The 26,622-nt window shown below is 70.5% G+C and carries 31 protein-coding genes and 1 tRNA gene; 10 read left to right on the top strand and 22 right to left on the bottom strand.

Annotation, left to right across the window (positions count from 1 at the left end; all coding sequences use genetic code 11):
* Positions 1-5: 5 nt before the first annotated feature.
* The 6 genes from VLF38_RS11340 to VLF38_RS11315 are packed head-to-tail and all read right to left on the bottom strand — an operon-like array spanning position 6 to position 6,742.
* Positions 6-1,163: a glycosyltransferase gene (locus tag VLF38_RS11340; protein ID WP_325271368.1), complete on the bottom strand. Its 1,158-nt coding sequence runs from the start codon at positions 1,161-1,163 to the stop codon at positions 6-8.
* Positions 1,164-1,214: 51 nt separating this feature from the next.
* Entirely contained in the window at positions 1,215-2,450 is a 1,236-nt protein-coding gene (locus VLF38_RS11335) for an acyltransferase (protein WP_325271367.1), read from the bottom strand.
* The gene (locus tag VLF38_RS11330) at positions 2,447-3,832 is read right to left on the bottom strand and encodes an O-antigen ligase family protein (protein ID WP_325271366.1); all 1,386 of its coding nucleotides are present in this window, start codon (positions 3,830-3,832) and stop codon (positions 2,447-2,449) included. The genes VLF38_RS11335 and VLF38_RS11330 overlap by 4 nt, the downstream gene beginning before the upstream one ends.
* Positions 3,829-4,938 (bottom strand): glycosyltransferase, encoded by a 1,110-nt coding sequence (locus VLF38_RS11325; protein WP_325271365.1) that lies wholly within the window; start codon positions 4,936-4,938, stop codon positions 3,829-3,831. Before VLF38_RS11325 ends, VLF38_RS11330 begins: the two co-directional genes overlap by 4 nt.
* Positions 4,935-6,128 (bottom strand): hypothetical protein, encoded by a 1,194-nt coding sequence (locus tag VLF38_RS11320; RefSeq protein ID WP_325271364.1) that lies wholly within the window; start codon positions 6,126-6,128, stop codon positions 4,935-4,937. The genes VLF38_RS11325 and VLF38_RS11320 overlap by 4 nt, the downstream gene beginning before the upstream one ends.
* The gene (locus VLF38_RS11315) at positions 6,125-6,742 is read right to left on the bottom strand and encodes a YveK family protein (protein WP_325271363.1); all 618 of its coding nucleotides are present in this window, start codon (positions 6,740-6,742) and stop codon (positions 6,125-6,127) included. Before VLF38_RS11315 ends, VLF38_RS11320 begins: the two co-directional genes overlap by 4 nt.
* 139 nt (positions 6,743-6,881) lie before the next feature.
* On the opposite strand from VLF38_RS11315, the gene bcp reads away from it, so the two are divergent.
* The 3 genes from bcp (at position 6,882) to VLF38_RS11300 (ending at position 8,029) form a co-directional block, all read left to right on the top strand.
* Positions 6,882-7,355, top strand: coding sequence for a thioredoxin-dependent thiol peroxidase (gene bcp / locus VLF38_RS11310; RefSeq protein ID WP_325271362.1), 474 nt, complete (start codon positions 6,882-6,884; stop codon positions 7,353-7,355).
* 58 nt (positions 7,356-7,413) lie between these two features.
* On the top strand, positions 7,414-7,935 hold the full coding sequence (locus VLF38_RS11305) for an HNH endonuclease signature motif containing protein (RefSeq protein ID WP_325271361.1): 522 nt from the start codon (positions 7,414-7,416) through the stop codon (positions 7,933-7,935).
* 12 nt (positions 7,936-7,947) lie between these two features.
* Positions 7,948-8,029 (top strand) — tRNA-Leu (locus tag VLF38_RS11300).
* Positions 8,030-8,098: 69 nt separating this feature from the next.
* Here the strand turns inward: VLF38_RS11300 and VLF38_RS11295 are convergent.
* The 7 genes from VLF38_RS11295 to VLF38_RS11265 form a co-directional block, all read right to left on the bottom strand.
* Entirely contained in the window at positions 8,099-8,662 is a 564-nt protein-coding gene (locus VLF38_RS11295; RefSeq protein WP_325271360.1) for a 1-acyl-sn-glycerol-3-phosphate acyltransferase, read from the bottom strand.
* Between the two features lie 24 nt (positions 8,663-8,686).
* Positions 8,687-10,324 (bottom strand): ABC-F family ATP-binding cassette domain-containing protein, encoded by a 1,638-nt coding sequence (locus VLF38_RS11290; protein WP_325271359.1) that lies wholly within the window; start codon positions 10,322-10,324, stop codon positions 8,687-8,689.
* A gap of 6 nt (positions 10,325-10,330) precedes the next feature.
* The gene (locus tag VLF38_RS11285; RefSeq protein WP_325271358.1) at positions 10,331-10,975 is read right to left on the bottom strand and encodes a non-canonical purine NTP pyrophosphatase; all 645 of its coding nucleotides are present in this window, start codon (positions 10,973-10,975) and stop codon (positions 10,331-10,333) included.
* Positions 10,968-11,687: a ribonuclease PH gene (rph, locus tag VLF38_RS11280; protein WP_325271357.1), complete on the bottom strand. Its 720-nt coding sequence runs from the start codon at positions 11,685-11,687 to the stop codon at positions 10,968-10,970. Before rph ends, VLF38_RS11285 begins: the two co-directional genes overlap by 8 nt.
* Complete coding sequence (locus tag VLF38_RS11275) at positions 11,684-12,481, bottom strand: SGNH/GDSL hydrolase family protein (RefSeq protein ID WP_325271356.1); 798 nt, start codon at positions 12,479-12,481, stop codon at positions 11,684-11,686. Before VLF38_RS11275 ends, rph begins: the two co-directional genes overlap by 4 nt.
* A 75-nt stretch (positions 12,482-12,556) precedes the next feature.
* Positions 12,557-13,375, bottom strand: a complete 819-nt coding sequence (locus tag VLF38_RS11270) for an ABC transporter permease (RefSeq protein WP_325271355.1) — start codon at positions 13,373-13,375, stop codon at positions 12,557-12,559.
* The gene (locus VLF38_RS11265) at positions 13,372-14,280 is read right to left on the bottom strand and encodes an ABC transporter ATP-binding protein (protein WP_325271354.1); all 909 of its coding nucleotides are present in this window, start codon (positions 14,278-14,280) and stop codon (positions 13,372-13,374) included. Before VLF38_RS11265 ends, VLF38_RS11270 begins: the two co-directional genes overlap by 4 nt.
* A 130-nt stretch (positions 14,281-14,410) precedes the next feature.
* On the opposite strand from VLF38_RS11265, the gene VLF38_RS11260 reads away from it, so the two are divergent.
* Positions 14,411-15,559 carry a sensor histidine kinase gene (locus VLF38_RS11260; protein ID WP_325271353.1) on the top strand — a complete coding sequence of 383 codons (1,149 nt, stop codon included), beginning with the start codon at positions 14,411-14,413 and terminating at the stop codon, positions 15,557-15,559.
* On the top strand, positions 15,556-16,221 hold the full coding sequence (locus tag VLF38_RS11255) for a response regulator transcription factor (RefSeq protein WP_325271406.1): 666 nt from the start codon (positions 15,556-15,558) through the stop codon (positions 16,219-16,221). Before VLF38_RS11260 ends, VLF38_RS11255 begins: the two co-directional genes overlap by 4 nt.
* 3 nt (positions 16,222-16,224) lie before the next feature.
* On the opposite strand, the gene VLF38_RS11250 is transcribed toward VLF38_RS11255, so the two are convergent.
* The 8 genes from VLF38_RS11250 to VLF38_RS11215 form a co-directional block, all read right to left on the bottom strand.
* Entirely contained in the window at positions 16,225-16,653 is a 429-nt protein-coding gene (locus VLF38_RS11250) for a cupin domain-containing protein (protein ID WP_325271352.1), read from the bottom strand.
* A 4-nt stretch (positions 16,654-16,657) separates the two neighbouring features.
* Positions 16,658-17,416, bottom strand: coding sequence for an MBL fold metallo-hydrolase (locus VLF38_RS11245; RefSeq protein ID WP_325271351.1), 759 nt, complete (start codon positions 17,414-17,416; stop codon positions 16,658-16,660).
* Positions 17,417-17,487: 71 nt separating this feature from the next.
* Positions 17,488-18,450: a cysteine synthase family protein gene (locus VLF38_RS11240; protein WP_325271350.1), complete on the bottom strand. Its 963-nt coding sequence runs from the start codon at positions 18,448-18,450 to the stop codon at positions 17,488-17,490.
* Positions 18,451-18,575: 125 nt separating this feature from the next.
* Positions 18,576-18,851, bottom strand: a complete 276-nt coding sequence (locus tag VLF38_RS11235) for a MoaD family protein (protein ID WP_325271349.1) — start codon at positions 18,849-18,851, stop codon at positions 18,576-18,578.
* A gap of 1 nt (position 18,852) precedes the next feature.
* Entirely contained in the window at positions 18,853-19,293 is a 441-nt protein-coding gene (locus VLF38_RS11230) for a Mov34/MPN/PAD-1 family protein (RefSeq protein ID WP_107700410.1), read from the bottom strand.
* Positions 19,294-19,359: 66 nt separating this feature from the next.
* Positions 19,360-19,947 (bottom strand): DUF2017 domain-containing protein, encoded by a 588-nt coding sequence (locus VLF38_RS11225; protein ID WP_325271348.1) that lies wholly within the window; start codon positions 19,945-19,947, stop codon positions 19,360-19,362.
* The gene (gene clpS, locus VLF38_RS11220) at positions 19,944-20,234 is read right to left on the bottom strand and encodes an ATP-dependent Clp protease adapter ClpS (RefSeq protein ID WP_325271347.1); all 291 of its coding nucleotides are present in this window, start codon (positions 20,232-20,234) and stop codon (positions 19,944-19,946) included. Before clpS ends, VLF38_RS11225 begins: the two co-directional genes overlap by 4 nt.
* Before the next feature lie 89 nt (positions 20,235-20,323).
* Positions 20,324-21,625, bottom strand: a complete 1,302-nt coding sequence (locus VLF38_RS11215) for a choice-of-anchor P family protein (RefSeq protein WP_325271346.1) — start codon at positions 21,623-21,625, stop codon at positions 20,324-20,326.
* A 166-nt stretch (positions 21,626-21,791) separates the two neighbouring features.
* Here VLF38_RS11215 and nemA point away from each other — a divergent pair, with 166 nt between their 5' ends.
* The 4 genes from nemA (at position 21,792) to VLF38_RS11195 (ending at position 25,383) form a co-directional block, all read left to right on the top strand.
* Positions 21,792-22,892 (top strand): N-ethylmaleimide reductase, encoded by a 1,101-nt coding sequence (gene nemA / locus VLF38_RS11210; RefSeq protein ID WP_325271345.1) that lies wholly within the window; start codon positions 21,792-21,794, stop codon positions 22,890-22,892.
* Positions 22,893-23,013: 121 nt separating this feature from the next.
* Positions 23,014-23,802 (top strand): ABC transporter substrate-binding protein, encoded by a 789-nt coding sequence (locus VLF38_RS11205; protein WP_325271344.1) that lies wholly within the window; start codon positions 23,014-23,016, stop codon positions 23,800-23,802.
* A gap of 34 nt (positions 23,803-23,836) precedes the next feature.
* Positions 23,837-24,631: an amino acid ABC transporter permease gene (locus VLF38_RS11200; RefSeq protein WP_325271343.1), complete on the top strand. Its 795-nt coding sequence runs from the start codon at positions 23,837-23,839 to the stop codon at positions 24,629-24,631.
* Positions 24,628-25,383 carry an amino acid ABC transporter ATP-binding protein gene (locus tag VLF38_RS11195; protein ID WP_325271342.1) on the top strand — a complete coding sequence of 252 codons (756 nt, stop codon included), beginning with the start codon at positions 24,628-24,630 and terminating at the stop codon, positions 25,381-25,383. Before VLF38_RS11200 ends, VLF38_RS11195 begins: the two co-directional genes overlap by 4 nt.
* A gap of 63 nt (positions 25,384-25,446) precedes the next feature.
* Here VLF38_RS11195 and VLF38_RS11190 read toward each other — a convergent pair whose 3' ends face one another.
* Positions 25,447-25,962, bottom strand: a complete 516-nt coding sequence (locus tag VLF38_RS11190; RefSeq protein WP_325271341.1) for a PaaI family thioesterase — start codon at positions 25,960-25,962, stop codon at positions 25,447-25,449.
* A 54-nt stretch (positions 25,963-26,016) separates the two neighbouring features.
* Between VLF38_RS11190 and VLF38_RS11185 the strand changes: the two genes are divergently transcribed.
* Entirely contained in the window at positions 26,017-26,508 is a 492-nt protein-coding gene (locus tag VLF38_RS11185) for a helix-turn-helix domain-containing protein (protein WP_325271340.1), read from the top strand.
* Positions 26,509-26,622 lie beyond the last annotated feature (114 nt).

The raw sequence follows: 26,622 nt of genomic DNA, 5'->3' as shown, positions 1-26,622 counted from the left end.
GGTTACTACGCCGGCCCAGCGCCCCAGGTGCGCGGCGAGCGCTGCGCGGCCGCCGCATCGACGGCCTCGTGGAGGGCCTTGACGAAGACGTCCTCGCCGTAGCGGTCGGCGTGGGCACGGATCGTCGCGGCGTCCCACGTCGACGCGTCCACCGCGGCGAGCCCCGCACGGACGGCGTCGGGTGTCGGCTGGTCGACGAAGATCGCGGTCACGCCCTCCACCTGGGTCTCCAGGAAGCCTCCCCAGCGCAGCACCACGCTCGGGCGACCGAATGACGCGGCTTCGAGCGGGGTCAGCCCGAAGTCCTCGTAGCTGATCGCGATCAGCGCGGTGCACCCGCGGTAGAGCCACGCGAGCTGCCCGTCGGAGATGTTCTGCAGGAAGAGGACGTTGTCGCCGGCCATCTCGCGCAGCGCCTCCTCCTCCGGGCCCCTGCCGACGACGACGAGGCGGCGGCGGGGCTCGTCGGCGTACGCGGCGACGACGGAGCGGACGTTCTTGTAGGGCAGCAGCCGGGACACGCAGAGCTCGTACGGCGCACCGCCGAGCCAGCCTTCGACGTTCGCCATCGGCTCGGAGTCGTGCGAGCGGGTGTCGGGCCACGGCGCGGGCAGCACCGTCGAATCCAGGCCGTACGCCGCGTGGATGCGGTCCTGGACCAGGTTCGAGATCGCGATGTACGCCGCGGCGTCGCGCGCCGAGCGCCGGTCCCAGAGCTTCAGGAGCGGCCGGAGCAGGAAGAGGATCAGCGACTCGAGGAAGCCCGGGTGGTCGCCGAGGTAGCGCGAGGACTGGTGGAGCCAGCGCGCGGGCGTGTAGCAGTAGACGAGCTTGCTGCCACGGGTCCGCATGCCGTGCGCCCAGCCGCTGCTGCTGACCAGCACGACGTCGGCATCGATCTCCATCGACGAGGCGGCGAACGGCAGGAGCGGCAGGGCGGCGCGGTGGTTCTTGCGGAAGAAGCGCCAGCGGTTCAGCCAGGAGGTGCGGACGTCGAGGTCGGCGTACTCGGGGAAGGTCTCGTCGGGGTCGTAGAGGGTGGTGTGGATCGTCGCCCCCGGGAAGGCGCGCGCCATCGCGAGGACGACGCGCTCGGCCCCACCGCGCTGGGTGAGGTAGTCGTGCGCGATCGCCACCTTGAGGGGGACACCCGGGTTGGTCACGCGGGCGAGGCTATCGGTTCACTGATTGGACAGAGATGCTTTCCGGTGGTGTCAGCGGCGTCCGGCCCACTCCATCGCCGGCTTCTCCACCAGGCGGTAGGTGAGCGTGCCAAGGGCGATCGAGCCCACGGCGACCAGGAACGGGGCCCAGACCATCGTCACCACCTCGTCTCCCCCGACGATCCCGAGATGCCGGTCGATGCGCGAGACCAGGAGGAGCACCGGGTAGTGCCAGAGGTAGGCGCTGAGCGAGATGGCGCCGATGTGCTCGAGCGGGCGGACGCTGAAGAGGCGGACGATCGCCGACGACGTCCGCCGCGCAGAGGGCTCGACGAGGACGAGGAGCATGACGGTCGCCGCGAGGCCCATCGCGGCGGTGACGAACCACGGGTGCCGGTCGGCGGCCCAGAGCGTCAGGGCGCCTGCCGCCGCCACGACGGGGGTGCCGACCACGAGGATGCGGCGCCGGGTGAGCCAGCCGAGATGGCCCTTCTCCATCCAGACGAAGACGACCGCGACGAGCATCCCGACGCCGAAGTTGTCGGCGATGCCGAGGAAGCTGAGCGTGAGCACCGCGATCCCGTTGGGGCCGAACTCCGCGGTGAGCGCTTCCATCCCTGCCGTGTGGCGCCACCACCCCTCGGCGACCGCGCGCCCGGCGAGGCCCAGGACCACGAAGCCGAGTGCCGGGGCAGCCGCGACCCAGAAGGCACGCCTCCGGAAGCCCCCGCCCCAGCGCACGAGCGGGACGAGCAGGAGCGGCAGGAGCGCGTAGAAGCAGAGCTCGGCCGTGAGCGACCACGACGGGTTGATGCCGGTCTGGACGGTCGAGGGCAGCAGGGTGTGGACCAGGGTCAGGTTCGCGAGCAGGTCACCGGGGTCGGTCATCATCCCGGCGCCCGCGTCGCTGCCGGGGCGGCCGACGACGACCGCGTTGCCGACGTACACCGCCCGGAAGACGAACGAGCAGAGCAGGAAGATCGCCACGTAGCCGGGGAAGACCCGCGCGATCCGGCGCAGCGCGAACCGGCGTACGTCGGTGCGTCGCTCCCCGCGGGCCACGTCGCGGACGAACGGGAGCGAGATCAGCAGGCCCGACATCGCGAAGAAGAGGACCAGACCCAGTGCCATCGACTGGGCGAGCCCGGCCGGCGTGGTCTCGGGCGCCCAGTGGGTCCACGAGTGGGCGGAGATCACGCCGAGGCAGGCCAGGCCGCGGATCCCCTCGAGGCCGCCGAGGTAGCGGGCACTGCGTGCCGGTGCCTGCACCGGGTCTGCCGCGGTCACCGGGACTCCTCGCGCTCGTCGTCCGTGCAAGGCCTGCCCAGCGACAGCCCGATCAACACCGAGAAGACGGCGGTCGCCGGGTGCTGGATGACGACCGGGAAGTCGAGCTGGAGCGCGACCAGGCAGAAGCCGGCGACGCCACACGCCAGCACGGCGGTCTCGAAGCCGCCGCGGGATGCGTGCACTGCGCGGAGCACCAGCACGAGCAGCACGACCGCGACCACCAGCCCGAGGATCGCTCCCCCGCGGTAGATGGTGAGAAGGGGCGCGTTCGCGACGAAGTTGACCGTGCGCCCGACGGCCTGGCTGCGGAACTCCTCGCGGTCCCAGCCCAGGCCCCAGATCCAGTGGTTGTCGAGTGACTTCGCGAAGTCGGAGAAGGCGAGCTCGCGGGCGAGCGAGCCCGTGTCGTGGGGCCCGAAGGAGTTGAGCAGGCGTTCGCGCAGGACAGGGATCGCGAGCGCGCCGACGCTGCCGACGAGACCCGCGCCGACGAGCCACCAGCGCTGGCGGCTCCGGCTGAGCAGCACGACGAGGCCGCAGGCCACGACGACCGTGCCCAGCGCTGACCGGCTCAGCGTCATCGCCAGGCCGGCACCGATCACCACGACCAGCAGGACGCGCAGCCAGCCCCGGTACGCCGCCACGGCGAGCAGCAGCGCCACCGCGAGCACCAGCCCTGCGACGTTGGGCTCGACGTAGGTGCCGGTGAGGCGCAGCGCGTTCTGCTCGGTGCCGGGGACGTACTGGGCGTTGTCCGCGCCGGGGCGGTAGCCGACGAAGGAGAGCCGGGCGAGGAAGAAGCCGTTCGGGTCGAGCCTGAGCAGCGCGACACCGACCACCGCGGCGACCGCCGCTCCCCCGACCAGGGCATCGACGACGACCCGCCGGGCGGGTGCGGTCAGGAAGCGCATCGGCACGACGACGGAGGTGGCGGCCAGCCACGCGGCGTACTCGACGAGCGCCTTGGGGCTCGGGCTCGTGGCGAGCACCGAGAGGAGGGCGACCCCCGCGACCAGGGCGAGCGCTGCTTCGGGCCAGCCCGGCCGGATCCGCGCGCCCGGCAGGAACGCGAGTGCGACCCAGCTGCCGAGCGCGAGCACGAGGATGAGGGGCGCGCCGGTGCCCGGCAGCTTCGCGTAGGGGGCCAGCCCGAGGACCAGGGCGAACGCCGCCAGGGTGGCGCGCGGGTGGACGGTCGTCACCCAGCCGGCGACGAACGCCGTGAGCACGGCAACGACCCCGAGCTGGACGGTCGCGGAGCCGGCCGTCATGCCAACGACGAGCGCGGGAACGCCCAGCACCACCGTCACGAGGACCAGGACGTCGGAGACAGTGCGGGGACGGAGGCCGGCCTGGCCCCGCACGACGGGGGCGCTCATGCGTCCAGCCAGTCCAGGACCGCGTCGCGGCCCCGGCGCGACGTCCACAGGTCGGCGTTGACGGCATGCACGCGACGCCCCTCCGCCGCGGCGGCTCCGGCATCCTGGAGCAGCGCACGGCACCGCTCGACGAAGCGGTCGTCGTCCACCGGAGCGAGGCCGAGCAGCTGCTCCACCGACCCGACGCCGGCCGGACTGGTCACGACAGGAAGGCCCCGCGCGGCAGCCTCCAGGACCTTCACGCGTACGCCGCCGCCGACCGCGACCGGGGCGACCATGGCGCGGCAGGACGCAAGGAGCGGAGCCACGTCCGCGACCTCGCCCCGGTCGACCACACCGGGCAGCGCGACACGGGGGCCGTCCGGGCGCGGACCGACCAGCCAGAGCTCGGCGCCGGGGATGCCCCGGGCGATCGCGGGCCACCAGGCCAGCATCCGGTCGACGGCCCGCGCGTTGGGAGGCCAGTGACGATTGCCGAGGAGGACGAGTCGTGGCGGCGAGCCCGCCACGTCGGCCGGCGGCTGCGGTGGCAGCGTCAACGGGAGCCAGCGTGCGTCGATGCCGAGCGCACGCCGCTCCGCCATCTCGGCAGCGTCGTAGCCAGCGATCGCCCGGGCCTGCCGCGCGATCCGCAGCTCGTCGCGGTCGATCCGCCGGGCCTCGAGGCGACCGGCGAGACCGCGGGAGCGCCAGACCGGCGCCTCGGAGACCTCGGTGGAGACGAGCAGGCGGGCCGGATCGGCGTTCGCCGCGCGCAGGTAGGGCTCGGCGAGGTAGGAGTGCACCGCGACCACGCGATCCGCGTCCGTCGCCTCCACCGCGGCGACCAGTCCGTCGACGTCGAACCGCTCGTGCACCAGGCTCCGCCCGCTGCGGAGCGCCCCCGCGGCGACACGGGCCAGCGAGACGGGCGGCTTGGCCACGCGGACCACCCCCGCGTCGCGCCTGTCGGGCTCCTCGCTGAGACAGATCGACGAGGTCTCGTGGCGCTCCTCCGCGATGCGGCGGAGCAGGCCGAAGATCGTGACGTCTCCCCCGCGCGCGAGCGCAGGGTCCTTGCCGAGCAGGAAGACGATCCGGCGGCGGGCGCCGGAGCCGCCGCTCACGCCACCGCGGCCGGACGCCCGCGGCCGCCGTAGACGGCGTACGAGTAGGCGCCGGACATGATCATGTCGGCGACGAGGAACGCGAGGGCCGCGCCGGGGCCACCGAGGCTGCTGAGCAGGAAGACGAGACCGATCTTGACCCCGATGCTGACCGCCGTGACGCTCAGGCGGAACCGGTCGCGGTGCTGGAGGACGAGGACGACCGTCGCCACGCTGCTGAGGGTCCGGAGGAAGCTCACGGGGATCAGGATGGCGAAGGTGAGCCAGAGGGAGGTGCCCCCCTCGAAGATCCATGCAGCCAGCGCGAAGAGGGCGAGGGCGCCCGCGGTCGCCAGCGAGAGCCGGAGCGCCGTACGGAGCTGGGGGCCTGTGCTGACATCGCCCTGCGAGGCGCGCAGGTCCCGGTGGAAGGTCGTGCCGAAGGACTGGCCCAAAGCTGCGAGCGACCAGACCAGGGTCGCACCGAAGGAGTAGTAGCCAGCCTCGGCGATGTGGCCCAGGCCACCGAGGATGAGCACCTCGCACTGGACATAGGCGACGCCCAGCGCCGACTCCGCGAGGATGACGAAGGAGCGGAGGTTGATCTCCGGTAGCGACGGTCGTGCGTGCGTGATCGCCTGCAGCCCGAGGATGACCGGGAGTGCCGTGCCGGTCAGGTAGAGCGCCGCACCGAGGCTGAGCTGGGGCTCCTGGGCGAGCAGCAGGTACGTGCTGCCCAGGCCCATGCCGAGAACCTGACGGATCGCGTCGGCACGCTGCGCGCGGTCCGGCTGGCCGTCGCGGATCAAGGAGCTCCGCGACGCCTGGAAGGCGACGTCACTGCCTGCCTTGATGACCGCGAAGCCGACGATGATCGAGAACGGCCAGGCGATCACGCCGAGCATGATCAGCGAGAAGCCGAAGATCGCCCGCGTGGTCCGCTCCCGCAGGAAGACCTCGCGCGCGACGCGTGGACCTCGGGTGGTGAAGTAGCTGTCGAGCGGTACCCCGAGCAGCGAGCCGGCCGCGAACGCCATGGCGTAGACACCGTAGGACTCGATGCCGAACGTATGGGTGATCAGCAGCGCCCAGACGAAGACGAGGAAGCGGGAGGAGTACATCCAGCCAGAGGCCTTCAGGGTCCGCGCGATCCGGCTGCCCGTCGGCGGCGGGGAGTCGAGAGGTGGACGCACCTTGATCCCGTGGATCACGCCGGCTCCAGGTCGCGCAGCAGGTGGCGCACGGTCACCGCGCCCACACCGACGAACGCACCCAGGAGCAGGCCCGCGAGCAGGTCGACTGCGACGTCCGGCGATGACGGGCTGTCGATGACGTCGGCGTCACCGACGATGACGCCGCGGACGCCCGGCTCGCTCGCCGCCGCGCCCGGGTTCTCCACCCCGGCGACAGTACCGATGAGCTGGGCCGCGACGGAGTCGGCGATCTTCGCGGCTTCCTTCCGGTCCCGTGACTCCGCCGTGATCCCGATGAGGGTGTCGATCTGGCTGGTCTCGACCGAGATCTGCCGGGCGAGCTCACCGTGGGTCAGGTCGAGGTCGAGCTGGTCGATCACCTCGTCGAGGACCGCCGGGCTGGTCGCGAGCCCCTTGTAGGTCTGCATCCTCGACTGCACATACGTGCCGGCGTACGCGAGGTCCTGACCGGTCTCGACCTGGGTGGCGCTGAAGAGGATCTTTGCCGTCGAGCTGTAGCGCGGCGTGCTGAGGAGGATCACTGCGCCCGCAGCGGCGAGGCCGACGACGACGGCGACGAGTATGAGGAGCCAGTTGCGGACGAGTACGCCGACGTACGTGCGCAGCTCCACACTCCACCTCCTCCAAGCCCGCGAACGAGCAGCAACCCCGTTCCGGACGTTACCGCACCATGGTGCCGGTGTGACGGAGCCGAGCCGCGGGCGTGACGCGGTTGGCCGCGCCCGAAATGCGGCCGCTACGGTGAGCCGCATGACCGCGACCCGACTCTCGCCCGGCGACGTTGCCCCCGACTTCACCCTTCCGACCGACGACGGCTCCCCCGTCACCTTGTCGGACCTGCGCGGCCGCAAGGTCATCGTCTACTTCTACCCGGCCGCGATGACGCCGGGTTGCACGAAGCAGGCGTGCGACTTCAGCGACAACATCGCCTCCCTCAAGAGCGCTGGCTACGAGGTCGTCGGCGTCTCCAAGGACAAGCCCGAGAAGCTTGCCAGGTTCCGCGAGCGCGACGGCCTCACGATCACCCTCGCCTCGGACCCGGACCTCGAGGTGCACAAGGCCTACGCGGCGTACGGCGAGAAGAAGCTGTACGGCAAGCTGGTCGAGGGGGTCATCCGCTCCACGATCGTCGTCGACGAGGACGGCAAGGTCGCCGTGGCGCAGTACAACGTGAAGGCCACCGGCCACGTCGCCAAGCTCCGCCGCGACCTCGGCCTCGACTGATCCACAGGCGGCCGTCTGACGGCCCTACGTTGTCAGTGGTGCTGCCTAGCGTCGTGCCATGAGCGGATCTCGGCCGTATCGCAAATACACACCGGAGCTGCTCGCGCCCCTGGTTGCGGAAGCGAACTCCGTCGCTGGCGTTCTCCGACTGTTGGGACTTCGGCAGAACGGCGGGGCTCACGCCCACATCAGTCGGACGATCAAGAAGTTCGGCCTGGACACGTCCCACTTCCAACTGCACAACGTCGAGGCGCGCAAGCCGACGAAGCGGCCCGCCGTAGCCATTCTCGTTCGCCGACCCGAGGGCTCTACGCGCGAGAAGCCACCCCGACTCAAGCGGGCACTGGTCGAATCAGGCGTGCCCTATGCATGCGCACTCTGCGGAAACGACGGCACCTGGCAGGGGCTGCCACTCACGCTTGAGGTGGACCACATCGACGGCGACTTCCTCAACAACATCCTGACCAACCTGCGCTTCCTGTGCCCAAACTGCCACCGTCAGACACCGAACTTCGCCGGCAGGAGCCGCGGCAAGTTCACAAGCCAAGGCGCCAACATCCAAGGCAGCTCTGGCACCTAGAATCAGGCCTAGGCCGAAGTGGCGGAACAGGTAGACGCCCGCGACTTAGGATCGCGTGCCTTCGGGCGTGGGGGTTCGACTCCCCCCTTCGGCACCCTCAACAAGGTGAAGACTTTTCGTCACATGCTGACGAAAAGTCTTCACCTTGTTCCGTTGAGCCCGCTCAGTCCTGAAGCTCCTCGCGCAGCCGCGGCTCGGTGCGGTTCTCCGGCTTGAAGCCCCGCTTGTCGGCGTAGAACGCGCGTACGACGTCCATGTCGGCGCGGAAGTCGCCGGTCGGGACGAACGTCGGGCCCATGCCCATCGTGCGGGTCGGTCCGTCGACGAAGCCCATCGAGACGGGGAGTCCGGTCTGCTGGGCGATGCGGAGGAAGCCCGACTTCCAGAACTCCCCCTGCGAGCGCGTGCCCTCGGCCGCGATGCACAGGAGGAACGAGTCGTCAGCCTCCGCCAGCATCGCACGGATGGCATCGCCGGGGTTGGCGCGGTCCAGCGGGATCCCGCCGAGCGCGCGGAGCAGCGGACCCATCGGCCCCTTGAAGAACGACTCCTTCACCAGCACCTGCGGCTGCACCCCACTGCTCCACGCGATCGCCAGCATCGCGATGAAGTCCCAGTTGGACGTGTGCGGCGCTCCGACGAGGATGCCGCGCCGGGGCACCTCGCCGACGAGCTTCCAGCGCGTCAGGCGAAGAAGCGTGCGGGCGAGGTTCTTGCGGATCAGCACGGGGACACCTTCGGGTTCGGGTTCTCAGAGCAGGGTGACACGCCCGGCGTCGACCGCCCAGCGCTCGTCGAGGTGGACGTTGTCGAGGAGCCGCCGGTCGTGGGTGACCAGCAGCAGCGCACCGGAGTAGGCGTCGAGCGCCTGCTCGAGCTGCTCGATGGCGGGCAGGTCGAGGTGGTTGGTCGGCTCGTCGAGCACGAGCAGGTTGACCCCGCGCGCCTGGAGCAGGGCCAGGGCGGCGCGGGTGCGCTCCCCGGGCGACAGCGCGCCCACGGGGCTGAGCACCTGCGCGGCCTTGAGGCCGAACTTCGCCAGCAGGGTGCGCACCTCGCCCGAGGCCATCGACGGCACCACCGCCTCGAAGGCATCACCGAGCGGGAGCGCGTCGTCGAGGCCCGTGCGCGCCTGGTCGATCTCGCCGATCGCCACGCTCGCGCCCAGGGAGGCCGAGCCGCTGGTCGGGAGAGCCCGCCCGAGCAGCAGTCGCAGCAGCGTCGACTTGCCGGCGCCGTTGGGCCCGGTGATGCCGATGCGGTCACCCGCATTGACCTGGAGCGACACCGGACCGAAGGTGAAGTCGCCCAGCGACAGCGTCGCCTCGTTGAGGGTCGCGACGACCGAGGACGACCGGGGAGCGGCGGCGATCGAGAACTGCAGCTCCCACTCCTTGCGCGGCTCCTCGACCTCTTCCAGACGCGCGATCCGCGACTCCATCTGGCGCACCTTCTGCGCCTGCTTCTCCGACGACTCGCCCTGCGCCTTGCGCCGGATCTTGTCGTTGTCGGGGCTCTTCTTCATCGCGTTGCGCACGCCCTGCGAGCTCCACTCGCGCTGCACCCTGGCCCGCGCCACGAGGTCGGCCTTCTTCTCCGCGAACTCGTCGTACGCCTCCCGCGCGTGCCTGCGCGCGATCGCCCGCTCCTCGAGGAAGGAGTCGTAGCCGCCGTCGTAGACGGCGACCCTGTTCTGCGCGAGGTCGAGCTCGACGATGCGCGTCACGCAACGCGCCAGGAACTCACGATCGTGCGACACGAGTACGACGCCCTGCCGCAGGCCCGTCACGAAGCTCTCCAGCCGCTCGAGGCCGGCCAGGTCGAGGTCGTTGGTCGGCTCGTCGAGGAGCACGATGTCGAAACGGGACAGGAGCAGCGCGGCGAGCGCTGCCCGGGCAGCCTGGCCACCTGAGAGAGCGGTCATGAGCGCGCCCGCACCGACGTCGAGGCCGAGCTCGGCGAGCACCGCCGGCACGCGGTCCTCGAGATCGGGAGCACCCGAGGCCATCCAGTGGTCGAACGCGAGCGCGTAGGCGTCGTCGGCCCCCGGCTCGTCCGATCCCAGCAACGACGCTGTCCGCTCCATCTCCATCGTCGCGTCCGAGCAGCCCGTGCGACGGGCGATGTAGCCGAGCACGGTCTCGCCCTCGACCCTCTCGTGCTCCTGCGGAAGCCAGCCGACGAAGGCGTCGACGGGAGCCGTCGACACCGTGCCGGCCAGCGGCTCGTCGACCCCGGCGAGGAGTCGCAACAAGGTGGACTTGCCGGCACCGTTGGCGCCCACCACCCCCACGACGTCACCGGGTGCGACGGTCAGGTCCAGCCCCTCGAAGAGGGTCCGGTGTGCATGGCCCCCCGCGAGTCCGCGGGCGACGAGGGTCGCCGACACGCGCCGCTACCGTCCTGCCAGGACGGCGACCACACGGGGGGCGATCGCCCGCAGCGCCTGGCCGCGGTGCGAGATGGCGTCCTTCTGCTCCGGGGTGAGCTCCGCCGACGTCACCGAGCAACCCTCGGGCACGAAGAGCACGTCGTAGCCGAAGCCGCCCGTGCCACTGAGCGCACGCGCGACGTGCCCCCGCATCTCGCCGGTCACGACCTCCTCGGCCGCTCCCCCGTCTTCACCACTGTCCGGCCAGGCGAACGCCAGCGCACAGGCGAAGTGGGCGCCACGGCGCTCATCCGGTACGTCGGTGAGCTGGTCGAGCAGCAGCGCGTTGTTCCGGTCGTCGCTCTTCGGCTGTCCCGACCAGCGGGCCGACAGCACGCCCGGCATCCCGTTGAGCGCGTCGACGCAGATGCCCGAGTCGTCGGCGAGCGACGGGAGCCCGGTCGCGAGCACACCGGCTCGCGCCTTCAGCAGGGCGTTGCCCTCGAAGGTGGGGGCGTCCTCCACCGGCTCGTCGTACGCCGCGACGTCGTCGAGGCCCAGCACCTCGATGCCCGGGACGAGGGGCTCGAGGATCCGTCGGAGCTCACCGAGCTTCTTCGTGTTGCGGGTGGCCAGGAAGACCTGCGGCGCGGCAGCGGCCTCAGGCACCGAGCGCCTCGCGCTGCAGCCGGGTGAGGTCGGCGCAGCCCTTCTCGCCCAGGGCGAGCAGCGCATCGAGCTCGGCGCGGTCGAAGGCGACGCCCTCGGCGGTGCCCTGCACCTCGACGAACTTGCCGTCGCCGGTCATCACGATGTTCATGTCGGTCTCGGCGCGGACGTCCTCCTCGTACGGGAGGTCGAGGCGCGGGACTCCGTCGATGATGCCGACGGAGACCGCGGCGACCGAGCCGGTCAGGGCCTTCTCCACGCCCAACACCCGGACGGCGTCGGCGAGGGCGACGTACGCGCCCGTGATCGCGGCCGTGCGGGTGCCGCCGTCGGCCTGGAGCACGTCGCAGTCGAGGTTGATGGTGTTCTCGCCGAGCGCCCGGTAGTCGATCACGGCGCGGAGCGACCGGCCGACGAGGCGGGAGATCTCGTGGGTGCGGCCACCGATGCGGCCCTTGGTGGACTCGCGGTCCGACCGCGTGTGGGTCGAGCCGGGGAGCATGGAGTACTCCGCCGTCACCCAGCCCAGACCCGAGCCCTTGCGCCAGCGCGGCACGCCTTCGGAGGCGGAGGCGACGCAGAGCACCCGGGTCTTGCCGAACTCGACGAGCACCGAGCCTGCCGGGTGATCGAGCCAGTTGCGGGTGATGCGGATGTCGCGGAGCTGGTCGTCGGCGCGCCCGTCGGCGCGACCCACAGCGAGGTCAGTCATGCGCCTGAGACTACTGGGACCTTCTGACGGCCCAGCGGGGCACGTCCACGCGCCTCGACCACGGCCATCCGCGCGGCCCACGGCCCGAGGTCGCGGGCACGCCGGCCGAACCACGGCACGCCTTCGGTCACCATCCAGTGCAGGTCGCTGCGCCAGGTCGGGACGGCGCCGCCCGCGCAGGCGTGCCCGGGAAGGTCGTGGTCGTAGCCCAGCTCGTGGAGCCGTTCCCCGAAGCACCGTGCCAGCGAGCGGTGACCGAGCTCCGAGGGGTGCAGCCGGTCGACCGACCAGAAGCCCCGCTCGAGCACCTCGGACCGCTCTCCCAGGTCCACCTGCACCCCGCCGTACGCCCCGTGGATCTCGGCGTACACCTCGTTGAGGAAGGCGATCCGCGCGTGCAGCGGCCGACGCAGCACGCCCGGCAGGCCGAAGACCCGGCCGTGGTCGTGGAAGCGCACCGTGAGCAGCAGGGCTCCCGCCTCGTGGAGCGCTGCCGCGGTCTCGAGCAGCTCGCGCCGGATCCGGTCGCGGTCCCACGTCGAGCGCATCGTGTCGTTCACGCCGACGATCAGCGAGGCGATGTCCGGGCGGTGCGCGAGCGCCTCGGGCAGCTGCTTCGTCCGTACGTCGGAGACGACCGCGCCGCTCACCGCGAGGTTGCAGAAGGAGACGTCGTGGCTCGAGCCGAGTGCCTCGGCCAGGAGACGGGCCCACCCTCGCCATCCGGTCGGGACGGCGTCGCCGACGCCGTGTGTCACTGAGTCACCGAGTGCTGCGAAGCGCACGTACCCCATGCCGCCAGCGTGGCGGCACGGGGTACGTGTCGGGTCCGTCCGGATGACGTGTCAGGCAACGTCAGGGGAACGTTCTCACTTCAGCTCAGCCCGCAGCAGCCGGCGTACGCCGAGCATGAAGGGCAACGCCACCCAGATCAGCGCGGTCACCACGACCCGGGCGGCGTCCGTGGCGTCGCCGCCTTCGCCCGTGGAGAACGGCATCAGCGCGAAGCCCAGGTCGAACCACGGGACGACGTCCTGTGCCCAGCCGAAGATCGCGTAGAGCGGCCCGAAGACCATCATCGGAAGAAGGAGCGCCACGACGTAGTAGATCGCGACGGCTCCGGCCGTGTTGAGCAGCAGCAGGCCGAACGCGAAGGCCATCACGAAGAAGAGCAGCTGCTGGGCGAAGACCCAGGCGACTGTGTCGACACCGAGGTTCCAGTTGGGCGAGTAGTCGCCGATGAGGCCGGCAACGGCCGTGCCGGCCAGGGCGAGTCCGAGGGCGATCGCGATGGTGCCGGCGGCGAGTCCGACGACGGTGACGAGCTTCGCGAGGAGCACTCGCATGCGGTGCGGCTCGAGCGCGAAGGTGACGAGGGCCGTGCGCTGGCCCCACTCGCTGGTCACGATCGTGATCGCGAAGACCGGCACCAGCAGCGAGAGCGGGATCGTCATGATCTGGGTCATGAAGATGTTGGCGCTGATCGTGACTGAGTCGTTGAGCGCCACGACGAGCTGCGGAATGGCCAACGCCAGCAGGATCAGAAATGCGGTGATGAGCCCCAGCCAGAGTCCTGCACGCGTGTCGAACATCTTCCGCAGCTCGACCTTCGCCAGCCGGCCGAACGGCGTACGCGGCGTGCCGGTGACGTCGATCTGCCCCAGCGGGGCAGCGGTGGTGGCGCTCATGCCTGCACTCCTTCGGTGAATGACTCACGCTGGGTGTCAGCGGTGAGCTCGAGGAAGAGGTCCTCGAGACCGGCTCCGTCGGCGGGACGGAGCTCGATCAGGGCGACCTGGTGGGCCGCCGCCACCTTGCCGACCTGCAGCGGCTCGGCGTCGACCCGCAGTCCGTCGGCGACGACCGTGTGCGCCAGCCCCTCCCCTGTGAGGGCTGCCTTCATCTGGTCGAGCTCGACGGCACGCACGAGCGTGCCGGTGGAGGCCACGAGGTCCTCCGGAGTGCCCTGCGCGACGATCCGGCCGCGGCCGATCATCACGATGTCGTCGGCGATGAGCTGCACCTCGTTGAGCAGGTGGCTCGAGAGCAGCACCGTGCCGCCGCGGTCGGCGTAGCCGCGCAGCAGGCCGCGCATCCACCGGATGCCGGCCGGGTCGAGGCCGTTGGCCGGCTCGTCCAGGATCAACACCGACGGGTCGCCGAGCAGCGCGTTGGCCAGGCCGAGGCGCTGCCGCATGCCGAGCGAGTAGTTGCGCACCCGGCGCTTGGCCTCCTCGGGGGTCAGCCCGACGAGGGCGAGCATCTCGTCCACGCGCGCCTTCGGCAGGCCCATGGTCTGGGCGGCGATCGTCAGCACCTCGCGGCCGGTCCGGCCGGCGTGCTGGGCGGAGGCGTCCAGCAGGACGCCGACGTGACGACCCGGGTTCGGGATGTCCCGGTAGTCGTGGCCACCGATCGTGACCGACCCGGCGGTCGGCGGCGTGAGGCCGACCATGACCCGCATCGTCGTTGACTTGCCTGCTCCGTTGGGCCCGAGGAAGCCGGTGACCCGGCCCGGCCGCGCCTCGAAGCTCACGTCGTTGACGGCGGTGAAGGCACCGTACGTCCGGGTGAGGTTCTCAACCTTGATCATGCCAACCATCCTGTCGCGACCTGCGCCCCGTGGCATCGGCCCGAGGTCGCGACCTGCCCCCTACCTAAGTCAACCCGTGCGCGGCGCGAGTCTGGCCCCCACGTGGGAGACACGCCCCTACCCTGAGCAGGTGACCGCCGAGCACCCCGCACCGCCGCTGACCTGGCGGTCCCACCTGTGGCGCTACGCGCTGTGCCTGGTCATCTCCGCGATCGGCTGGGGCAGCGTCTTCGAGAACCAGTGGAACGGCCACCGCGGCCTGTGGTGGCTCGACCTGAGCGTGGGGTCGCTTGCGTACGTCGCCGTCGCCTTCCGACGGCGGACCCCGCTCTCGATCGCGCTCATCCTGAACGCCGCCGCCGCCGTCTCGGGCCTTGCTGCCGGTCCGGCTGTCCTGTCCGCCGTCTCCGTGGCCACCCGTCGCAACTACCGCGAGATCGCCCTCGTCGGGCTGGTCAGCTTCTGTGCCGGCATCTCGTTCGTGAACCACCAGCCCCAGCAGAACGACGACGCGGTCTGGCTCGACGTGGTCATCAATCTCGTCGCCACCACTGCCATCCTCGGCTGGGGCCTCTACATCGGCTCGCGGCGCGAGCTCATCTGGACCCTGAAGGCCGAGGTCGCGCGGGCAGCTGCGGAGCAGAGCCTGCGCGCCGACCAGGCGCGGGGCGCCGAGCGCTCGCGGATCGCCCGCGAGATGCACGACGTCCTCGCCCACCGGATCTCCCAGGTCTCCATGCAGGCCAACGCGATCATGTTCCGCGACGACCTCACCGCCGAGCAGATCCGCGAGCACGTCGGTGTCATCCAGACCAACGCCAACGAGGCCCTCACCGACCTCAGGTCGGTCCTCGGCGTGCTGCGTGACCCGGCCAGCGGCGCTCCGCTCGACCGCCCACAGCCGACGTACGCCGACCTGCCGACCCTGGTCGCCGAGGAGGTCGCGGCCGGGTCGACTGCGACGCTCGAGTCCGACGTCGAGGGCGACGTGCCCGAGCTCGTCGGCCGCACGGCGTACCGGATCGTGCAGGAGGCCCTCACCAACGCGCGCAAGCACGCACCGGGCGCGACCGTGAAGGTGCAGGTGAGCGGCAATGCGCGGGAGGGCCTCACGATCGTCATCCGCAACCCGCTCGGCTTCGCCCCCTCCGGTACGCCGGGAGCGGGCCTGGGGCTGGTCGGGTTGCGCGAACGCGCCGAGCTCGTGGGTGGACGGCTGGATGCCGGGAGGGAATTGTCGACGTGGGTGATCAGAGGATGGATCCCGTGGGAGAAATGATTCGTGTCGCGCTGGTCGACGACGACGCGCTGGTGCGGTCGGCACTCGGCCTGATGATCGGCGGCCAGGCGGACATCGAGCTCGTCGGCGAGGGCAGCAACGGTGCCGAGGCGCTCGAGCTCTGCGCGAAGCGGCAGCCCGACGTCGTGCTGATGGACATCCGCATGCCGGTGATGGACGGTCTCGAGGCGACCCGCCACCTGCATGCCAGGCCGTCACCACCCCGCGTCATCGTGCTGACCACGTTCGACGCCGACGAGTACGTCACCACCGCACTGGCGGCCGGTGCGGACGGCTTCCTCCTCAAGGACACGCCTCCGGCCGACATCGTCACCGCGATCCGCCAGGTGGCCGCCGGCGACCCGATGCTGTCGCCCTCCGCGACGGCGTCGCTGATCCGGCAGATCCGCGCCGACTCCGCCGCGGGCAACCCGACCGAGGCCCGCGCCGACGCCGCGCTGGCCCGGCTCGCCTCGCTCACCGAGCGGGAGCACGAGGTCGCGCTCGCGGTCGGCCGCGGCCTGTCCAACGCAGAGATCGCGAAGGAGCTCTACCTCTCGGTGCCGACGGTCAAGGCGCACGTCGGCCGGCTCTTCGACAAGCTCGGCACGACCAACCGCGTGCAGATCGCCATCTGCGTCCACGACGCCGACCTGCTCTGAGGTTCAGACCTCCAGCTCGAAGTCGGCGAAGTCGAAGCCGGGCGACACCAGGCAGCTCACCAGCGCGTCGTACGCCGACGGCACAGTGCGCTGCCACACGCCGGCCGGGACGAGCACCTGCGACGCGTGACCCGAGGCGATGTCGGTGCCGACGAGGTGCGCCGACGCGGTCGCAGGCCTGTCGGCGGAGCCGCCCATCTCGAGCGTGACCACGCCCGTCTGGGCGATCCACATCTCGTCGGAGGCGACGCGGTGCCAGGCGGAGCGCTCCCCAGCCGGAAGCAGGAAGTGGATCATCGTCCCCGTGGCACGCACGCGGCCATCGGGCAGCGTCACCGCGACGGGCGAGCGCCAGGTCTCGCGGTACCAGCCACCCTCGGGGTGCGGCTCGAGACCGAGCTCGCGCGCGAGCGCGGGGACTTCGCGCGGCACGATCTCAGACCTCGTAGACGGCGCCCTTGGCGGCGAGGTGCATCGGGCCCGACCACACCTCGGATGCCTCCTCGACCGCCGTGTTCTTGTCGTGCCAGGCGGGGACGTGGGTGAGCACGAGGGTGTCGACGCCGGCCTTCAGCGCCACCTCGGCAGCCTGCCGCCCGGTCATGTGGATGCCGGGAGGGTTCTCGTCGCACTCACGGAAGGCGGCCTCGGCGAGGAAGAGGTCGGCGTCGCGGGCTGCGTCGACCAGCGAGTCACAGACGTCGGTGTCGCCGCTGTAGACGAGCACGCGGTCGTCGGCCTCGACGCGCAGCGCGTAGGCCTCGACGGGGTGCAGCACCGGCGTGGGCGTCACAGTGAACGGACCCAGCGAGACCGGACCGTCGTAGACGAGGAACTCGAACTCCTCGTTCATGCCGGGGTCCTCGTCGAGGTCGTAGGCCTTCGCCATCCGGCGGTCGGTGTCGTGCGGGCCCCAGCACGGGATCCGGGGAGCAGGACCGGTCGGGTGGTACTTCCGCATGACGTAGTAGCCACAGAGGTCGAGACAGTGGTCAGCGTGCAGGTGGCTGACGAAGACGGCGTCGATGGTGAGCGGGTCGACGTGGTTGTGCAGCTCGCCGAGAGCACCGCTGCCCAGGTCGAGGAGGATGCGCCACGTGCGCCCACCCTCGTCGTCAGCCTCGACCAGGTAGCAGCTCGCGGGAGCCTCTGGCCCGGGGTAGGAACCCGCGCAGCCGATCACCGTCACCTTCACGGGAGACCACGTTACGGCCTGTTCACGTTTGCGCGCCGCAACTTGCGAGCCGCGTCACGCAGAGATGGCCGTCACGCCCAGAGCTGGCCCTCGAGGCGATCCTCCGCCTCGTCGACCGTGCCCTCGTAGGCGCCGGTGGAGAGATACTTCCAGCCACCGTCCGCCACGACGAAGGCGATGTCTGCCTTCTCCCCCGCCTTCACGGCCTTCGCGGCCTGGCCGAGCGCGGCATGGAGGATCGCCCCGGTCGAGATGCCCGCGAAGATGCCTTCCATCTCGAGCAGCTCCCGGACCCGGCGTACGGCGTCACGCGGGCCGACTGAGAAGCGCGTGTCGATGAGCGAGGCGTCGTAGAGCTCCGGGACGAAGCCCTCGTCGAGGTTGCGCAGGCCGTAGACGAGTTCGCCGTAGCGCGGCTCGGCGGCGACGATGCGGACGTCGGGCTTGGCCGCACGGAAGTAGCGGGAGACGCCCATCAACGTGCCGGTGGTGCCGAGGCCCGCGACGAAGTGCGTGATCGACGGCAGGTCCGCGAGGAGCTCCGGCCCGGTGCCGAGCTCGTGCGCCAGCGCGTTGGCGTCGTTGCCGTACTGGTAGAGCATCACCCAGTCGGGGTGCTCGTCGGCCATGCGCTTGGCGACGCGGACCGCCTCGTTGGAGCCACCGGCCGCGGGCGAGGAGTGGATCTCGGCTCCCCACATGCGCAGGATCTGGCGGCGCTCCTCGGAGGTGTTCTCCGGCATCACGAAGACGGTGCGGTACCCCTTGAGCTTCGCGGCCATCGCGATCGAGATGCCGGTGTTGCCCGAGGTGGGCTCGAGGATCGTGCAGCCCGGGCGGAGCAGGCCACTCTTCTCGGCCTCCTCGATCATCTTCAGGGCCGGGCGGTCCTTGATCGATCCGGTCGGGTTGCGGTCCTCGAGCTTGGCCCAGATCCGGACGTCGTCACCGCCGCCGACCATCGCGGAGAGCCGCGGCAGCCCCACCAGCGGGGTGTTGCCGACGGAGGCGAGGAGGTTGTCGTAGCGGGCCATGGCGGCATTCTCTCAGTCGGGAGCCGTGCTCCGCGTGCGTGCTCCGCAAGGCGGACGAGCGAAGGCGGCCCGGGGTTGGCCGTCGAGCGAGGACAACGCCGCGGAGGGCGTGCGCGGGGTGCGGCTCAGCCGCCGGCGACGGCGGGGAGGACGACAACCTGGTCGCCGTCCGAGAGCGCGGCCTCGAGGCCGCCGATGAAGCGGACGTCCTCGTCGTTGACGTAGACGTTGACGAAGCGGCGGAGCTCGCCGCTCTCCTCGATCAGGCGGCCCTTGATGCCGGTGTGGCGCGACTCCAGGTCGTCGATGAGCGCCGCGAGGGTGGTGCCCTCCGCCGGAACGGCCTTCTCACCGCCCGTGTAGGTGCGCAGGATGGTGGGGATCCGGACCTCGATGGCCATGTCAGTTGCTCCTCGCGGGCAGTTGGGCGACGACGGCGACCTCTTCCTCGGTCACCTCGCCGTCGATGATGCGATACGACCTGAACTCCACGGGGCCCTCGTTATTCCCGTGCTCACGCGTGCTGACCAGCACGTAGTGCGCGTTGGGCTCGCTGGCCAGGCCGATGTCGGTGCGGCTGGGGTACGCCTCCGTCGCGGTGTGCGAGTGGTAGACGATCACCGGCTCCTCGTCGTTCGCCCACATCTCCTTGTAGAGCGCGAGGAGCTCGGTGGAGTCGAACTCGTAGAACGTCGGGCTGCCGGCGGCGTTGACCATCTCGATGAAGCGCTCGGGGCGGTCGCTGCCCTCGGGGCCGGCGACGATGCCGCAGCACTCGTCGGGGTGGTCCCGCTTGGCATGCGCGACGATCGCGTCGTACGTCGCCTGGTCGATGGTCAACACGGCGCACAGCCTAGGCGAGAACGGCGTCACGACGCTCATCGAGCGGGTGCCGGAAGGCTGAGGTGGTCAGCTCGAGATCGCCTCGACAAGCGTCTCCTGGAGGTAGCCGACCCATTCGTAGATGTCGTGCGCCTGCGCGGCAGGGTCGTCGTCGGGCAGCCGCGCCCAGCGCTCCTCGTCACCCTCCTCCACACCGAGGCGCGTGGCGAGCGCGAGCCGGATGTCGGTGAACGACTTGAGCCAGGTCAGCGCCTCGACCTCGTCCAGCTCGACGTCGACGTGGACCGCGTCGTCGACGTCGTCCACCGGCAGGCCGCCCTCCTCGAGGGCGTCGATGACGGCTCGTGCACCGCGTGACTTGCCGTCGCGCAGGGTCCCCTCGGTGAACCGCCGGAACTCTCCCGCGGCCTCGGCGTCCTCGACGTACGCCGTGGGGAAGAGGCGCTGGAGCACCGGGTCCTCGGGCGCGTCGGTCGGGCCCGTGAAGTCGAAGAGGGCGGCCATCGGGTCGTCGTGCTCGACGGGGGTCGCCACCTCGCTGTGCAGGAGCTCGACGAGCTGCGAGGCGAGGGAGCGCAGCAGGTCGGCCTCGAAGCCGGTGAACTCCGCGATCACGCGACCGCTCCGGCGGTGCTTGTGGAACCCCTCGGTCACTGCTTCTCCATCGTCGCCCAGAGGCCGTACTCGTGCATCGCCTGGACGTCGCGTTCCATCTCCTCGCGGGTGCCCGTGGAGACGACGGAGCGACCGTCGTTGTGCACCTCGAGCATCAGCTTCTCCGCTTCGGCCTGTGAGTAGCCGAAGTACTTCTGGAAGACGAAGGAGACGTACGACATCAGGTTCACCGGGTCGTTCCAGACCACCGTCACCCAGGGCTTGCTGAGGAAGGTGATCTCGTCGGGGACCGTCTCGGATCCGACCTCGGGGCTTGCGGTCGACACGGCCCCCATGGTTCCACAGGCGTGAGGCCTGCCCGGACGCACGCCGCCCCCGTGCCGGCGGGCACGGGGGCGGCGACGCGGAGGTCAGGTCAGCCGGCGGAGACGACCCACGCGTTGGCGGTGGCGACCTCGACGTGCGCACCGACGGGCAGGCCGAGGCCGGAGCCGATGACCTTCACGTCGAGGGCGCGCACGGTGATGCCCGTCGCGGTGCGGATCTGCTGGTTGACCGTGACCGTGACCAGGCCGAGGACGTTGATCCGGGTGTTCGGGGCGACGTCGAGCGGGACCGCGATGCCGCCGATCGTCAGGTTGACGAGCTTCGACTGGCCGGTGAGCACGACCGAGCCGGTCGAGGTCTTGGACGCCTGGGCGACGGCGGTGACTGCATCGGCCTTGATCAGGCCGCCCAGGAGCCGGACCGCCGCGACGCGCGAGCTCACGGTCGAGCGGGAGGCAGCCTGCGTACGCGAGCCGTTGACGGTGCCCGCGACAGTGCCGGCGTCGGCGACCGTGCCGAGGTGGACACCCACGGTGTTGTTGGTGACGTCGCGTCCCGCGGTACCACCCACCGGCATCGTGGCGAGGCCGGTCGGGCCGGACGTCACCTGGACGGTGCCGCCGACGTTCGCGGTGACCCGCGTCGCATAGCCGCGGCCGCCGACGGGGGCGCCGAGCGCGGGCGCGGGCAGCACCGCAGCCGCCGCCGTCGGTGCGACCTGGACCACCGTGCCCGCGCCGTGGCCGGCGAGCGCCTCGAGCAACGTGATCTCGATGCCGGCACCGGTCTCACGAGCCGCATTGTCGGAGAGTTGCGTGCCGACGGCCTTGTTGATGACGACCTTGGCGATGCCCGGGACGTTGACGGTGAAGTTCTTCGGGACGTTCAGCGGGATCGTCGTACCGGCGACGGCGAGGTCGACGAACTTCGCGGACCCCGAAGGCGTCGCGATGCCGTTGACGACGGAGACGGTGCTGGTGCTCTCGACGGCGGTCGCCTTGACCAGGCCACCGAGGAGGCTGAGGCCGGCGACGCGGGCCGTGGAGCTGATCCGCCTGCCGCCGGTGATCGTGGAGGTCGCGACCTTCGTGCTGAGGACGCCCGTGCTCGCGATGCCGGTGACGTCGACCGAGGCCAGGGAGTTGGTCGCGGACTTCCCGGTGTACGGCGTCGTCAGGCTGCTCGCGGCGGTCGGGCCGGACTCCACGGCACCGCCGAGGACGACGATCCGCGTGCCGGCCGCGGTGCCCGTCAGGGTCTGGTTGGTGACCGCAGCCTGGGCCGGGGTCGCCGGCATCAGGACGGCCGCCGAGGCGACAGCGGTGGCGAGAAGTGCAACCGCGCCGCCGCGGGCGGTCGTGCGACGGATGCCGGGGAGGGTGGATGCCATGGGGTGTGAGTCGCTCTTTCGTTGCTGGAACGGACCCGAGTCCGGAAGGGAGGAGACCGCGTTCGGCCCAGGAGTCAAACGACCCGGGAGCACTCCCATGACGGCGTCGTCGTCATGGTGCGCGTCACAGGGAATGAACCTGGCGCGCGCACGTGTTGGCCCCCTCGTGACCAGCCGCCTCTTCCAGCCCCTGACCGTCGGAGCCGTCGAGCTCCCCCACCGCGTCGTCATGGCGCCGCTGACCCGGATGCGCGCGACGCAGCCGGGCGACGTGCCCAACGAGCTGATGGCGGAGCACTACGCCCAGCGTGCCGGCGCGGGCCTCCTGATCACCGAGGGCACGCAGATCTCCCCGCAGGGCAAGGGGTACGCCGACACCCCGGGCATCTACAGCGCCGAGCAGGTCGCCGGCTGGCGCCTCGTGACCGACGCCGTCCACGCCGCGGGCGGCCGCATCGCGCCGCAGCTGTGGCACACCGGTCGCGTCTCGCACGAGTCCCTGCACGAGGGCGGCGCGCTCCCCGTCTCGGCGAGCGCAATGCCCTTCCGCAACCGCACCTCGCTCAAGGACGCCGAGGGCAAGGTCTACCGGGCCGACTGCCCGGTGCCGCACGCGCTGACCGGCGAGGAGATCGCCGACGTCGTCGAGGACTACCGCCGCGCCACCGTCAACGCCCGTGCGGCCGGCTTCGACATGGCCGAGATCCACGGCGCTCACGGGTACCTGCTCCACCAGTTCCTCGCCGCCGACAGCAACCAGCGCACCGACGAGTACGGCGGCTCGCTGGAGAACCGGGCCCGGCTGATGCTCGAGGTCCTCGACGCCGTGATCGACGCCTGGGACGCCGAGCACGTGGGCATCCGGATCTCCCCCATCGGCTCCTTCAACGGCACCTCGGACCCGGAGGGGGCCGAGGCGGGCCTCTACGTCGCCGCGGAGTTCGCGAAGCGCGGCATTGCCTTCCTGCACCTCTCCGAGCCGGACTGGGCCGGTGGCCCCGAGCTGACCGACGAGTACCGCGACCAGCTCCGCGCGGCGTTCCCCGGCATCATCATCGGCGCCGGTGCGTACGACGTGGCCAAGGCCGAGCGGCTGATTGAGGCCGGCCACATCGACGCGGCGGCGTTCGGTCGCGCCTACATCGCCAACCCGGACCTCCACGACCGCCTGCGCACCGGAGCCCCGCTCAACGAGCCCGACCTCGCGACCTTCTACGGCGGCGGCGCCGAGGGCTACACCGACTACCCGTCGCTGACGACCGTCTGAGCGACTCCTGCGGGAGCGCGGAGGAGCAGTCGCCCCGCTCCCGCGGGAATCTCGGATCCCAGACGGACATGCAACACAACCGGCATCCACTTGTGACCGGCGATCGCCTAGTGTGCCGAGCATGACACTCCGGACCCTCTCCTCCACTGCAGCTGCTGCCGTGCTCGCCCTGGGCCTCGCCGCCTGTGGCTCCGACGGCGGCGAGACCACCGACTCGGGCGCCGCTCTGATCAAGGCCGGCACCCTCACCGTCTGCTCGGACGTCCCCTACCCGCCGTTCGAGGACTTCGACAAGAACTCCGAGACCGGCTTCAAGGGCTTCGACATCGACATCGTCAGCGAGGTGGCCGAGCGCCTCGATCTCGAGATCGAGATCAAGGACTCGTCGTTCGACGCCCTCCAGAGCGGCCTCGCGCTGAACTCGGGCCAGTGCGACCTGGCCGCGTCGGCGATGACGATCAACGACGACCGCAAGAAGAACCTCGACTTCAGCGACGGCTACTACGACTCGGCTCAGTCGCTGCTGGTGCCGGCGGGTTCGAAGATAACCGGCATCGACGACCTCGACGGTGTGAAGGTCGGCGTCCAGCAGGGCACGACGGGCAAGGACTACGCCGAGGAGAACGCCAAGGGCGCGGAGCTCATCACCTTCCCGAGCGATGCGGAGATGTTCGCAGCCATCAAGGCCGGTCAGGTCGATGCTCTTCTCCAGGACCTTCCTGTCAACCTCGACCACGTGAAGGCCGGCGGCTACGAGATCGTCGAGGAGTACTCCACTGAAGAGGAGTACGGCCTCGCGATGAAGAAGGGCAATACCGCCTTGGTCGAGGATGTCAACGGCGCGCTCGAGGAGATGCGCGACGACGGCGCCTACGACGAGCTGTACGACAAGTACTTCGCCGTCAAGTGATGGTGCAGAGTCTCCGCCAGGCCGGGTGGTCCGCATGAAGCGCTCCACCCGGTCCCGGCTCATCCATCTTGGCCTGTATGCGGTTCTCATCGCGCTCGTGATCGTCGTCGCGCTCGCTGGCGACTGGGCGACCGTGGGCGACTACTTCTTCAACCCCGACGTCGTCGCGGGGGCGTGGAAGGACATGGTCTTCATCGGCGTCGTGAACACGCTGATGTACACCGCGATCGCGTTCTCGGGCGGCCTCGCCCTGGCGCTGGTCCTTGCTCTCATGAAGCTCTCGCCGATCCTGCTGTATCGGTGGGTGGCCACCGCCTACATCGAGTTCTTCCGCGGGCTGCCGGCACTGATCGTGATCCTCGCGATGGCCTTCGCCGTCCCGATCGCCTTTCAGTGGACCCCGCCCGGCGGCCTGGTCGGCGCCGGTCTACTCGCGTTGATCATGGTCGCGGGTGCGTACATGGCCGAGACGCTTCGCGCGGGCATCCAGGCTGTCCCCAAGGGCCAGGAGGAGGCGTCGCGCAGCCTCGGCATGAGCTCGTTCTGGACGACGATCTCAGTGGTCCTGCCCCAGGCTTTCCGGATCGTCATCCCGCCCCTCACCAACGAATTCGTGCTTCTGATCAAGGACACGGCACTGCTCTTCGTGATCGGCGTCGGCGTCGGCCAGCGTGAGCTGACGTCCGTGGGTCGCGACTTCATGTCGGGCGAGTTCTCGGGCAACGCGACCACACTGACCATGGCCGCCGTCATGTACCTGATCATCACGCTGCCGCTCACCCAGCTGGTGGCGTGGCTCGAGCGACGACAGATGAGGGCAGCACGATGACCACGACCGTCAACCAGCCGACAGCACCGGCGATCGAGGTCCGCGACCTCCACAAGTGCTACGGCGACAACGAGGTCCTCGAGGGCATCGACTTCCACGTCGACAACGGCCAGGTCGTCTGCGTGATCGGGCCCTCCGGCTCGGGCAAGTCGACCCTGCTCCGGTGCGTCAACCGCCTCGAGGAGCCGACCTCCGGCCGGATCCTGGTGGAAGGCGTCGACATCACCGACCCCGAGACCGATCTCGACGCGATGCGCAGCCGCATGGGCATGGTCTTCCAGCAGTTCAACCTCTTCCCGCACATGAGCGTGCTGAAGAACCTCACGATCGCCCAGAAGCGCGTGAAGAAGAGGAGCACTGCCGAGGCCGTGCAGATCGCCCGCCACAACCTCGCCCGGGTCGGCCTCGCCGAGAAGGAGGGTGCCTACCCGGCCCACCTCTCCGGCGGCCAGCAGCAGCGCGTGGCGATCGCCCGTGCGCTGTCGATGGACCCCGACCTGATGCTCTTCGACGAGCCCACCTCGGCGCTCGACCCCGAGCTCGTCGGCGACGTCCTCGCGGTCATGAAGGACCTCGCCTCGGAAGGCATGACGATGATGGTCGTGACCCACGAGATGGGCTTCGCCCGCGAGGTCGGCGACAAGCTGGTCTTCATGGATGGCGGAGTCATCGTCGAGGAGGGCGACCCGCACGAGGTGCTCGGCAACCCGCAGCACGAGCGCACGCAGGCGTTCCTCTCCAAGGTCCTCTGACCCGGTACGACGCACGAACGCCGCCTCCCGGGCTCCGGGCGGCGGCGTTCGTCGTTCGTGGGGTCAGCTGAAGATCATGCAGCTCGACGTGGCGTGCGCGAGCAGCTTGCCCGCCTCGTCGAAGAGCTGGGCCTCGGCGAGCGCCGTACGCCGGCCGCGCTGGATCACGGTGCCCTCGCAGCGGAGCAGGCCGGAGGCCACGGTGACCGGCCGCAGGAACTTCACCGTCAGGTCGAGCGAGGTGTACATCTCCCCCACCGCGAGCGTGGAGTGCACCGAGCATCCCGCAGCGGTGTCGAGCAGCGTGGAGATCACCCCACCGTGGACGCTGCCCAATGGGTTGTAGTGGAACTCCGCCGCCGGCATCTCGACAACGACCTTGCCGAACTCGGCCTCGAAGCTGGTCATCCCGACCAGCGACATCACCGGCGGAGGCGGCATCTCACCGCGGGTCAGGGCGTGCAGCTGCCCGAGCCCGTCCAGCCCGGCGAGTGGGGTGGGGTCGACCCATGAGGGCGGCGTCCACTCATGCGTGCGCCATTCGCGGGGGAAGCTCTGCTCCTGCTGGGTCTCGTTCATGGATCCAGCATCCTGCGCGTTGCTGAGTCTGTCAACGAGACCTAGCATGTGACCATGACCACCAGCGAGCGGCCCAGCGCCATGGCCTACAGCGCCGAGAACTGCACCGTCGGTCGGGCCATGGCCGTCCTCGGTGAGCGCTGGACCTTCGTCGTCGCCCGCGAGGTCTTCAACGGCGTACGCCGCTTCGAGGACATGCGGGAGCGCACCGCGATCCCCCGGCAGGTCCTCACCGACCGGCTCCGCCTGCTGGTCGAGCAGGGCGTCCTGGAGAAGGTGCCCTACCAGGTCACCGGCCAGCGGCCGCGCCACGAGTACCGCCTCACGCCCAAGGGCCTTGATCTCTATCCGGTCCTGGTAGCGATCGCGGAGTGGGGCAACCGCTACCTCGCCGACCCGGAGGGCCCGCCGGTCGAGTTCGTCCACCGCGACTGCGGCGCCGAGGTGCACACGCGGTTCGCCTGCACCGAGGGGCACGAGTTCGACGCCGTGCGCGACGTGGTCCCCCAGCCGGGCCCCGGCGCACGCCTGCGCGAGCCGGCCTGATCCACGACGCTCCACACGAGGAAGGTCAGCGGCCGCTGATCGCCCACTCGCGGAGCTTGTCGATGCGCGTCTGCAGCTGGTCGACGGTCGCGACCGCGGACGGCGGCCCGCCGC

Source organism: Nocardioides sp., from assembly GCF_035481145.1.
GTDB lineage: Bacteria > Actinomycetota > Actinomycetes > Propionibacteriales > Nocardioidaceae > Nocardioides.
The sequence above is the reverse complement of the archived record's forward strand: the minus strand, read 5'-3'. Positions and strand labels throughout refer to the sequence as shown.